8 protein-coding genes are annotated in these 11,092 nt (G+C 67.5%); 5 read left to right on the forward strand and 3 right to left on the reverse strand.

Going from position 1 to position 11,092, the window contains the following annotated elements:
* Window positions 1–109 precede the first annotated feature (109 nt).
* The 5 genes from sigM to T333_RS02875 all read left to right on the forward strand — a co-directional run bounded on the left by sigM (window position 110) and on the right by T333_RS02875 (window position 4,441).
* On the forward strand, window positions 110–658 hold the full coding sequence (gene sigM / locus T333_RS02855) for an RNA polymerase sigma factor SigM (protein ID WP_496424127.1): 549 nt from the start codon (window positions 110–112) through the stop codon (window positions 656–658).
* Between the two features lie 120 nt (window positions 659–778).
* The gene (locus T333_RS02860; RefSeq protein ID WP_496423599.1) at window positions 779–1,618 is read left to right on the forward strand and encodes an RsmA family anti-sigma factor; all 840 of its coding nucleotides are present in this window, start codon (window positions 779–781) and stop codon (window positions 1,616–1,618) included.
* 88 nt (window positions 1,619–1,706) lie between these two features.
* Window positions 1,707–2,723, forward strand: a complete 1,017-nt coding sequence (gene trxB, locus T333_RS02865; protein WP_354998299.1) for a thioredoxin-disulfide reductase — start codon at window positions 1,707–1,709, stop codon at window positions 2,721–2,723.
* Window positions 2,724–2,756: 33 nt separating this feature from the next.
* Complete coding sequence (gene trxA / locus T333_RS02870) at window positions 2,757–3,083, forward strand: thioredoxin (protein ID WP_141808050.1); 327 nt, start codon at window positions 2,757–2,759, stop codon at window positions 3,081–3,083.
* 161 nt (window positions 3,084–3,244) lie between these two features.
* The gene (locus T333_RS02875) at window positions 3,245–4,441 is read left to right on the forward strand and encodes an N-acetylmuramoyl-L-alanine amidase (protein WP_354998298.1); all 1,197 of its coding nucleotides are present in this window, start codon (window positions 3,245–3,247) and stop codon (window positions 4,439–4,441) included.
* Window positions 4,442–4,493: 52 nt separating this feature from the next.
* Here T333_RS02875 and T333_RS02880 read toward each other — a convergent pair whose 3' ends face one another.
* The 3 genes from T333_RS02880 to T333_RS02890 form a co-directional block, all read right to left on the reverse strand.
* Window positions 4,494–5,222 (reverse strand): GNAT family N-acetyltransferase, encoded by a 729-nt coding sequence (locus T333_RS02880; RefSeq protein ID WP_354998297.1) that lies wholly within the window; start codon window positions 5,220–5,222, stop codon window positions 4,494–4,496.
* 250 nt (window positions 5,223–5,472) lie between these two features.
* A complete protein-coding gene (locus T333_RS02885; protein WP_496423600.1) occupies window positions 5,473–6,492 on the reverse strand; it encodes a ParB/RepB/Spo0J family partition protein in 1,020 nt (339 codons plus the stop codon).
* Between the two features lie 70 nt (window positions 6,493–6,562).
* Window positions 6,563–7,513, reverse strand: coding sequence for a ParA family protein (locus tag T333_RS02890; protein WP_496423601.1), 951 nt, complete (start codon window positions 7,511–7,513; stop codon window positions 6,563–6,565).
* Window positions 7,514–11,092 lie beyond the last annotated feature (3,579 nt).

Consider the following 11,092-nt stretch of genomic DNA (forward strand, 5'->3'; position numbering starts at 1 on the left):
GAGTTGAGCGCCGTCCAAGGGGTTGGTTTTGTCGTCGGAATTGAACGAGGATTCCCGCGGGGGAAGTTCGCGGGTCGCGGCCCGTGAGCGCTCGTTCGTGCCCGGCGAGCTGTCGGACCGGGAATTGCTCAGCGCCCACGCGCGCGGCGAGCGGCACGCCTTCGCCGAACTACTACGCAGGCACAACGATCACCTCTGGCAGACGGCCTTGCGCACGTCCTACACCCGTGAGGACGCCGCGGACTCGTTGCAGGACGCGCTGCTCTCCGCGCACCGCACCGCGGGATCGTTCCGCGCCGAGGCCGAGGTGCGCAGCTGGCTACACGCGATCGTGGTGAACGCCTGCCTGGATCGCATCCGCCGCAACAAGACTCGTCGCGCGATCTCGCTGTCGCCCGATACGCTGCCCGAACCGCGCGACGAGCGGGACGAGTTCGCCGAGGTCGAGATGTCGATCGTGGTGGACCGCGCGCTGTTCTCGCTGCCGCCCGATCAGCGCACCGCGCTGGTAGCGATCGACCTGGAGGGGTATAGCGTGTCGGAGGCGGCGGCGATGCTGGGGGTTCCGGAGGGGACGATCAAGAGCCGCTGCGCTCGGGGTCGACAACGCCTGCAAGAGCGTTTGGAATTTCTCCGCGATCCGGGGAACCGGAAGTAGTGGCGATGCGTCATTAATAGTGACGAACACCTGAGCGATGTACAGATGGCGCCCGCGGGTTCCCGCGGCGCGGCCGCGACAGACAAGACAGTTACGTCGGATGAGACCACTGGAGGTGCGATGGCGACCCGGTCCGTACCGCAGCCTCCATTTTCGCCGGAACTGCTCGCCGATCTGCATGCCGACAACGTGGATCCCGAGCTCGGCGCGCAGCTGTGGCCCGCCGTCCGCGCCGACTCCGACGCGGTGCGCTACCTGCGCTCGCTGGACGAGGTGACGACGCGGCTGCGCACCCTGCGCACCGACGAGTGCGTCGTCCATCCGATGCCGGAGGACGTCTCCGAGCGGCTCGCGGCCTTCGTCGCCGAACTGGAGCTGGGCGAGGAGCCGACCGAACGAGTCGCCACCGTGCATCGGCTCGACGCCACGGCATCCGACGAGGACGCGGCGCTCCGAGATCAACGGGTCCTCGGAAACGGCAGCGAGCCAACGGCTTCCGAGGACCGGACCGAACGCATCGCGACCCCGATATCGCTTGCTCACCGGCGAAGTAGACGCCTGCGCTTGGTCGCCGCCGCGGCCGCCGTCCTCGCGGTGATCGCGGGCACCGGCATCGGCGTCCAGATGCTCCGCGGCGGTGACGCGACGACGACCACCGCGAAACCGGCGCCGACCAACGATCAGATCGGCGACGACCTGACCCCCACGGCCGCGCTCGCCGCCCTCGGCCGCAACGACGTCACCGGACCGCTCGGCAGCCGCGGCGCCCTCACCCGCTGTGTCGCCGCGGCCGGGCTGGACCGGGCCGTTCTCGGCTCGATGAATATGCGGTATCAGGGCAAGGACGCGGTGCTCATCCTGCTGACCGGCACCGCCCAGGGCAAGATCACAGCGCTGGTCGTCGGCCCAGGTTGCACCACGGGTGACCCGCAGGTGCGCAAAGTCACCGACATCGGCTGACGAGCACGGGCCCACCGGTGCGGGAACAACAGCGTTTAGGCTGTTGTTGACCGTCACGTTCCCCCTCAGATCTTCTCGGAAGGGCCCCATGAGCGAGCTCCACGAGCGAACCACCGACACGGCCACGCCAGTTCGCGACCTGATCATCGTCGGCTCCGGCCCCGCAGGCTATACCGCAGCCGTCTACGCCGCCCGCGCCGAACTCGAGCCGCTGCTCTTCGAGGGCACCCAGTTCGGTGGCGCGCTGATGACCACCACCGAGGTCGAGAACTTCCCCGGCTTCCGCGCCGGCATCATGGGTCCGGACCTGATGGACGAGATGCGCGAGCAGGCCAAGCGTTTCGGCGCCGACATCCGCACCGAGGACGTGGACGCCATCGACCTGAGCGGACCGGTCAAGACGGTCACGGTGGGCGATCAGACCTACCGGGCGTACGCGGTCATCCTGGCCATGGGCTCGGCCGCCCGCTACCTGAACGTGCCCGGGGAGCAGCGACTGCTCGGCCGCGGCGTGAGCGCCTGTGCCACCTGCGACGGCTTCTTCTTCAAGGGCCAGGACATCGTGGTGGTCGGCGGCGGCGACTCGGCGATGGAGGAAGCGACCTTCCTCACCAAGTTCGCGTCGAGCGTCACCATCGTGCACCGCCGCGAGGAGTTCCGTGCGTCGCGCATCATGCTCGAGCGCGCCAAGGCCAACGAGAAGATCAAGTTCGTGCTGAACGCCGAGGTGGTCGAGGTGCACGGTGAGAACGCCGTGACCAGCCTCACCCTGCGCGACACCCGCACCGGCGAGACGTCCGAGCTGGCCGCGACCGGCCTGTTCGTGGCGATCGGCCACGATCCGCGCAGCGAGCTGGTGCGCGGTCAGGTCGAGCTCGACGACGAAGGCTACGTGCAGGTCGAGCACCCGACGACGGCCACGAAGGTTCCCGGCGTCTTCGCCGCGGGCGACCTCGTCGACCACACCTACCGCCAGGCCATCACCGCCGCGGGCACCGGCTGCCGCGCCGCGATCGACGCCGAGCGCTGGCTGGCCGAACAGGGTGACATCACCGCGAACACCCTGGACGCCGCGGGCCAGCCGGTCGCCGTGAACGCCAACTGATCTCGCTCTACCGGATTCACAAGGAGATACCCCATGTCCGAGAACACGGTCACCGTGACCGACAAGTCCTTCGCCGACGAGGTGCTGCTCAGTGAGAAGCCCGTGCTCGTCGACTTCTGGGCGGATTGGTGCGGTCCGTGCAAGATGGTCGCTCCCGTGCTGGAGGAGATCGCCGCCGCGAACGCGGACAAGCTGACCATCGCCAAGCTGGACGTGGACGCCAACCCGGAGACGGCGCGCGAGTACCAGGTCCTGTCCCTGCCCACTATGATGCTGTTCCGCGGCGGTAAGCCGGTCAAACAGATCGTCGGCGCCAAGGGCAAAGCGGCCCTCCTGCGCGAACTGGAAGACGTGATCTGACGGCGCGAATCCACGACGCGCCGTAGGATGCCTGCACCACCCCCGTAATTGTCGGATTCCGGGGCAGGTCTGAGACAATCGACCGACGCTCCGGTCGTGCGAGGGTGTATGCCGTCGCATGAGTGGGTACCCGGGTTGACGGAAGGAAAGGGCTCTCACGCATGCACCGACTTCGTCACGGTGATACCGGTCCAGCCGTCGCTGAGGTTCGGAGCACCCTGGCAAGTCTCGGCTTCCTGCACGCACACGCCATCGGCGCCGAGCACGGCGACGCACGCGAGTACTGGAAGGACACCGAAGCCTCCTTCGACCACCACCTCGACTCCGCGGTCCGCGCGTTCCAGCAGCATCGCGGTCTGCTCGTCGACGGTGTGGTGGGTCCGGCCACCTACCGGGCCTTGAAGGAGGCGTCCTACCGCCTCGGTGCGCGCACGCTGATCTATCAGCTCTCGGCGCCGCTGTACGGCGACGACGTCGCCACGTTGCAACGCAAACTGCAGGACCTCGGCTTCTATGTTCATCGGGTGGACGGGTACTTCGGCCCGCACACCCACGACGCACTCACCGCGTTCCAGCGCGAGATCGGTCTGTCCGCCGACGGCATCTGCGGTCCGGACACGCTGCGTTCGCTGGAATTGCTCGGCGCGCGCGTCACCGGCGGCAACCCGCATCGCATCGCCGAAGAAGAGGTGGTGCACCGGGCGGGGCCACAGCTCACCGGCAAGCGGATCGTCATCGATCCGGGTCTCGGCGGTCCCGACAAGGGATACGCGGTGCCGACCGAGTACGGCGACGTCTACGAGTCGGAGATCCTGTGGGATCTGGCCAGCAGGCTGGAGGGCCGGATGGCCGCCACCGGCATGGAGACGTTCCTGTCACGGCCGTGGGGTGCGAATCCCACCGACGCCGAGCGCGCGGAGACCTCCAACGCCTTCGACGCCGACCTGATGATCTCGCTGCGCTGTGCCACCAACCCGAGCTCCTCGGCGAACGGTGTGGCCAGCTTCCACTTCGGCAACTCGCACGGCTCGGTCTCGATGATCGGGCAGGTGCTGGCCGGGTTCATTCAGCGCGAGGTGGTGGCCCGGACGTCGTTGCAGGACTGCCGGACGCATTCGCGTACCTGGGATCTGCTGCGGCTCACCAAGATGCCGACGGTCCAGGTCGATATCGGTTACCTCACCAACGAATACGACGCCTCGGTCCTCACGAATCCGCGGATGCGCGACGTCATCGCCGAGGCCATCCTGATCTCGGTGAAGCGTCTGTATCTGCTGGGTCAGGACGATCAGCCGACCGGCACGTACACGTTCGCCGAGCTGCTGGCCGAGGAACTGGCCGCCGCCGACCGAACCTGAGACTTCGTCTCGAAGGAAAGCCCCCGCTGTGATCGGCGGGGGCTTTCTCGTCTCAGCGTGCGCCGGCCCGGGTGGGGGCCGTCATGGACGCGGCGGCGAGCAGCTGGTCGAGCGCGCGCTCCACGTCTTCCTTCCAGCCGTGATCGGAATCCAGCTCCAGGCGCAGGCGCGGGAAGCGGTGGTGCGGTGCGACCACCTCGAAGCCGTACTCCTCGAGCAGGTCCGCTTCGATCATGCAGGTCTGCGGTGAGCATTCGGTGGGGGCGGCCGAGGCGGAACCGCGGACCGGAGCGCCGATCCGCTCCATGAGCGTCATCGAACCGACCAAACGGTCCGAGAGCCGTTTGGTCGGCGGATCCGTACGGATGCCGAACGCCTCCAGTGCGCGAACACCGCGGCGGACCAGATCCGACACCACGGCCTGCACCAGGCGGTGGGCGATGTCCTCGTCCCGGTGCGGGAACTCGGTGCGCAGCGTGGTCAGCAAGATGGCATCCGGGCTGACCGGGGAAGTGGGGAACAGCGTCGCGCGCGGCACGGCGCTGGGCGGCGAGTACAGGGCGCAACCCGCCACGCTGCCGTCCACGTGGGCCACCTGGCCGCACGAACCCCATTCGAGCATGACCGTCGAAAGCCAGGCCTCTTTTTCGAAGACCGGATCGCTGAACCCGCGCGAGTCCTCCGCGACGGCGGGATCGATCTCCCAGAAGACACAGCGCCGGGCATGCGCGGGCAGCTTGTCCAGTCCGTCGAGGGTAAGTGCTGTGACGCTGGTCGACACCGCTCTGCTCAGCCTCCAGCTGTCCGATTCATCCACGCTCACGTCGCATCAACGTCTTCTCGCCAGCAAGAATAAGCGATCAAGCGAATCCGCCTCATTCCACGTCGCTGTGCTGTTGGTAGGAGCCCTCGTGCCGGACCGTCGGCGCGCGCAATATCGCTGTCGCGCTGCCCTTTTCGACGCCGTCACAGTGACGTTTCGACGCCGGGCCCGTATATACCGAGAACACGGGGTTATTTTGCCTCTTCTGTCACTGACCGAGCTGCTCTTGCGCCATCAGACCGACGATGCGCTCCAGATCTTCCACGGACCCGAACTCGACGACGATCTTGCCCTTGCGTTTGCCGAGACTCACGGTCACCCGGGTGTCGAACGAATTCGACAGCCGCTCGGCCACGTCCTGCAGACCGGGCATATGAATCGGCTTGCGCCGCGGAGCCGGGGGAGTGACCGCGTCCGGATCACGGTTGGCCAGGGTGACGGCTTCCTCGGTGGCACGCACCGAGAGGCCCTCTGCGACGATGCGGGCGGCCAGCACCTCCTGCGCGTCGGCGCCCGCTTCCAATCCGAGCAGGGCGCGCGCGTGACCGGCGGACAGCACGCCCGCCGCGACCCGCCGCTGCACGGGGATCGGCAGCTTCAGCAGACGGATCATGTTGGTGACGACCGGACGGGATCGACCGATCCGGGTGGCCAGTTCTTCGTGGGTGACGTCGAATTCCTCGAGCAGCTGCTGGTACGCGGCCGCCTCTTCCAACGGGTTCAGCTGCACCCGGTGGATGTTCTCCAAGAGGGCGTCGCGCAGCATCGACTCGTCGGCGGTCTCCCGAACGATCGCCGGGATCGCTTCCAGGCCCGCCTCCTGGGCGGCACGCCAGCGGCGCTCACCCATGATCAGCTGATAGCGGTCCGCCTCGACGCGGCGCACCACGATCGGCTGCATGAGGCCGAATTCGCGGATGGAGTGGACCAGTTCAGCGAGCGCTTCTTCCTCGAAGACCTGGCGCGGCTGCTTGGGATTCGGCTCGATCTGGTCCGGCGGAATCTCGCGGTAGAGCGCGCCACCGGGGGTGGCGAGGTCGGCCTCGTCGACGGTGTCCTCGGGATCGGGGACGCGGTGCAGGTACGCCGAAGCAGGCTGCGGACCGACGGGATCGAGTCCGATCACCACATTGGCCGCGGCGCTGCCGAGACCCTGCGTGGTCGCGGGCCCCGTCGGGATCAGCGCGGCCAGACCTCGTCCTAGCCCGCCCTTCTTCGCCTGACTCATTGGCCCACCGATCCCTTCCCTCGTTCGCCACCAAACCGGGTCACGCCGACCCGGGACACCGGTACCCGAATCACTCCGCGCCGTTCGCGGCCTGCCGGGCCATCGCCCGCTGGGCCATCTCACGTCCGGCGTCGAGGTAGCTCATCGCACCCCGGGAGCCTGGATCATAATCGAGCACGGTCATTCCGTAACCCGGCGCCTCCGAGACCTTCACGCTGCGCGGAATCACCGAGCGCAGCACCACATCGCCGAAGTGGCCACGCACCTCCTCCGCGACCTGGTCGGCGAGCTTGGTACGCCCGTCGTACATCGTGAGAATCACCGTGGACACGTGCAGCTCGCGATTCAGATGCGCCTGCACCAGGCCGATGTTGCGGAGCAGCTGGCCGACGCCCTCCAGCGCGTAGTACTCGCACTGGATCGGGATCAGCACCTCCTTGGCCGCGACGAGCGCGTTGACCGTTAGGAGGCCGAGGGAAGGCGGGCAGTCGATCATCACGTAATCGATGTCGTAGCCCGCGATATTGGCCTCCTGGATGGCGCCCTTGAGGCGGCCCTCCCTGGCGACCATCGAGACGAGTTCGATCTCCGCACCCGCGAGATCGATCGTCGCCGGGATGCACAGCAGTCGCTCGTTGTGCGGGCTCTGCTGGATAGCGTCCTTGACGGAGACCTCGCCGATGAGCAGTTCGTAGCTGGAAGGGACGCCGGAGTGATGCTCGATGCCGAGGGCGGTGCTGGCGTTGCCCTGCGGATCGAGATCGATCACGAGCACCTTCATCCCCTGATGCGCAAGGGCCGCGGCGAGATTCACCGTCGTGGTCGTCTTACCGACGCCGCCCTTCTGATTCGCGATGGTGATGATGCGCTGCTCGCGAGGTTTCGGCACTGTCACCTTTCCTGGGTGCAATATCTGACTTGCGCGCTGAGCTTCGGCCGCGATCGGGGTCTCGCTGGGGGAGATGTGCCCGAACGGCGTGCTTCCGAATGCCTCCGCGTCGAAGTTGCTGGAGTCCAGCATCCCCGGCACGCGCGACGTAGTTTCCCGTGAAACATTCGCCGAACCGCTCGACATAGACAGCTCCTAACCAGAGAACTACAGACCACGTGCCCTCGGCCCACGCCGACGCCGTGTCTTCAACAGCCTGTGTCGGATCGAACATGATGCTCCGTCGGGACGGCGCCCGATCAACCGAGCGGAGCTGTCCCGCACACCCACATCCCACCGTGGCATCAACGCTCACGCCCGACGCACACTAGCTTGCCAGCACTGAGCGCTAGAAGAAAGTTGAATCGCGGCGACACGCAGATCCGCGCGAATGAACATTGCGTGCCGCGGGATTTCCGGCCGGGTGGGTGATTTTCACTGGGCGAATGGGGGGTTCGGAGGTGCCAGGTTGAGGGTGCGTTAGGGGGTTGGGCTTTGCGCGCCGTCGCAGATTCCTTGCGCGGAGGACGAACTGCGGCGCTTCATCGAGTTGCGCTGATGCTCCGGGGCTGCTCCGACAGCGCGCCCGACGAGCGATGTTTCACGTGAAGCGGCGGGGCGATGTTTCACGTGAAGCATTGCGTGCACGGCGGAATGCCGCGCCCCCGCGGAGAGTGGCGCTGCGCCTTCCGTTCACGCATCCACGATTCTGGCGCTCTCGACGACGCCGCAGCGATCCAATCCCGTTGCTGGGACGCGGCGACCGCCCAAAGAACAGCCGAAGCCAATGCCCCGAACCCGTTGCGAAGCTTCGGATCCAAAAGCTGGGTCGATCACGCCTGCCGCTGTCCAGGCACTGGGTCTATCGCCTCCGCTTCGCACATCCGATCTACGTCCGCATCTCGCGAATCCCGTATCGAGTTCGCGCGTCAGCCGTTCCAGTCGGTGACGCATCCATTGCCCGCACACTCGATCCCGTCGCCACCATCCACAGCGGCGTCGCACTGCGGCTGCGAGCGAAAGAGGCGGTGCGCTCCCAGAGCACGCGAAGAGCGGCTAGCGTCCGTGCACGCTGATTCGAAAGAAGAGGCGCTACCGACTACCGAGCTCGAACCTGGAGCGATGCTCCACGTGAAACATTTACCCAAACCCGGCCGCGCACTGGAGCCACCGTCCACTGCACCGTCCAGCCAAGCCGTGCGAACGAGCGTCGAGGCGCACGTTGTTGCCGTCGAGGGGCGCGACACCAGACCGAGCTATCGGGACGCTCCATCGGTCCGCGCTACCCTCCGTCGCGGCCGACGGCCTCGCGACAGTGGCCCGCGATCGGGCCACGCCAGCGACTCGAGGCAACAAGGCGTCACTGAGTTGAGCGATCCACCGAGCCAGCCGCCCGAGCCACCAGCTCGAGCCATGGGCCGATCCATCGTGCGTGCATCCAGCCAAAACCATTTCAGATGCCCACCGGCGGAAGCCGTGGCTTGACACAGGCGCGCCTGAAGCAGCCACCGGCCGCGCGAAAAGCGGGGAGAACGCCCCTGGCGCGGAGATCCGGACGAGTGCCGCTCAGCCACCACCAAGTTCGCGCACCGAGCGATGCTTCACGTGAAACATCCGCCAAAGCCTCCACCCGACCTCATTCGTGGCGTCTCACCACAGCCCAAACCCTTACCCGTGCCGTCACATGCGGCAATTGAAATTGGGTCAGCCGACAGGCCACATCTAGGCCCTGTCTCGAAGTCCAGCCGGGATGCATCCGTGGCTCTGATCGTCGCTTGGCGAGGCGGAGGAGGAGCCGATACCGGGGCCCTGTCTCGGCGACGACGACAACGCGGTCAGGCGGCGATCTGCGCCGCAGAGGCGCCGGATGGGACTTCGAGACAGGGCCTGGTCGAGCCATCCGTCCGAGCCTTGGGCGAGCCATCCGCAGCGCTGCATCCGACTGCGTCTCCAGGATCTTGGCCATCGTGCCGGAGTCACTCGGCCACCCATCGCGTCCCGCGATCGCGGCCGCACCATCGTGCCGAGCCGCTTGCAGCGCTGTATCCGGCTGCGCCTCACGGCTCGAAAACACCCGGCCAATCATCGCGCTGCGTTGTCTCGGGGCGCCATCGCGCCGCGCAGGGCCACCCGGGCCGCGCCACAACACCCGCGCCGTCCAGCCGAGTGCTGCGGCCAACCATCGAGCCAAGCCAGCGTGCGCGGCATCCGGCCGAGTCCCCGTGGCGCTCACGGTGACGTGCTGTCCCTACGCGCTATCGACCGCAGTCGGGCCAAGCCGCGAGAGTCCGCGCCGAGCCATCTCGCGCGTCGAGCCAAGCCTGGTGGCACGACGGCGCGGCTCGCTCTCGGGGCGAGGCCCACGGATCGGGTAAGCGGACGCGTCGTCCGGCCGAGCCCTGCCGTCGATCTGTGGGCTACCGCTGTGGAGAGAAGCGGTGACGGGGCCGCGTGAAGTGACGCTGTCGCGCGACAGCGGGAGTCCGCCACGGGACAGCGGCGAGCCTTGTTGGCGTGGTGAACCGGGGGAGCGGCGCGCCTTATCCAGTTCGAGCACCAGACGATGCTTCACGTGAAACATCCGCCGAGCGATTTCAATCCGATCCGATGCGCGGCACCCCTCGCCCCATCGCGAACCACACAGCTGAGCCGTCGCACGAGCAGAGCGTGCTGCGGCCGACGGTGAAGCAGCCGAGCTGTCAGGTTCAGCGGCGCGTCATCGTGCTGAGTCTTCCGACCGGGGATCCGCTCGAGTCGGTACCGCACGATGGGGCAAGCCCTGAAATCGCGCCGTCGGACCGCGCCATCGGGAATGGACATTCGGGTGGGACATCGGACCGAGCCGACCGGCCGCGCCTCCAAGCGCTTGTCCTTAGGAGGACCCGGGCGAGCAACCCACCCGAGCCATCGGGCACGTACTAGAGTCACGCCACCCACCCAAGCCATCGGACGCGCCCTCCAGCCACGCCATCCACCCGATCCATCGGGGCGCGCCATCGAGTCACGCCACCCCCCGATCCATCAGGCTGAGGTGTGGACCGAGCAATCGGAAGCGCGGCATCGGCGCTCAGTCTGCGGAGATCTTCCGGGGGGCGCGCTGTCGGTAAGCGCTTCTCGCCTCCGCCGTCGGCCCCGCTGCGGAGCTCCACAGCGCGGCCGAGCCATAGTCGGACCGCCGAGGGCGCGCCATCACCGAGCCTTGGGGGGCGGGAGTTAACGCGGCGCCGACGGACCGCCGGTCCTCCTGCGCCGACGGACCGCACCATCGAGTCGTGCTGCGGACCGAGTCGTTCGCTCGTCCGCCCGGGCACCTATTGAATGGCGTCCATCCGGTAGTCCCAGCCGAGCCATCGGGTTGAGCGATCGAGCGCGCCGTCGAGTTGAGCCAGGGTTCGATTCATCGTGGTGACATCGAGCCAAGCCATCGGGCCGCGCCGTCGGACTAAGCCGCGCTCGTGGCCGTGCCCGTAAGCCGGGCTATCGGGGACGTGCCATCAGGCCAAGCCGTCGGCGACGCTACCGAGTCGAGCTGTGGCCGAACCGCCGGACTCAGCCGTCGGCCACGCCATCGAGTTCAGTCCGTAGGCCCGGCCAGCCATTCGGCCGCGCCGCCGAACCCAACCTCCCGCCGCGCTCGTGGCCGCGCCGTGCGCCGAGCCATCTGGGACGCGC

Source organism: Nocardia sp. CNS-044, assembly GCF_059570515.1.

Excerpts from the sequence above, each read along its gene's own strand:
- T333_RS02860 (WP_496423599.1), top strand. The coding sequence starts at position 779 with ATGGCGACCCGGTCCGTACCGCAGCCTCCATTTTCGCCGGAACTGCTC.
- trxB (WP_354998299.1), top strand. The coding sequence starts at position 1,707 with ATGAGCGAGCTCCACGAGCGAACCACCGACACGGCCACGCCAGTTCGC.
- trxA (WP_141808050.1), top strand. The coding sequence starts at position 2,757 with ATGTCCGAGAACACGGTCACCGTGACCGACAAGTCCTTCGCCGACGAG.
- T333_RS02875 (WP_354998298.1), top strand. The coding sequence starts at position 3,245 with ATGCACCGACTTCGTCACGGTGATACCGGTCCAGCCGTCGCTGAGGTT.
- T333_RS02885 (WP_496423600.1), bottom strand. The coding sequence starts at position 6,492 with ATGAGTCAGGCGAAGAAGGGCGGGCTAGGACGAGGTCTGGCCGCGCTG.
- T333_RS02890 (WP_496423601.1), bottom strand. The coding sequence starts at position 7,513 with ATGCTGGACTCCAGCAACTTCGACGCGGAGGCATTCGGAAGCACGCCG.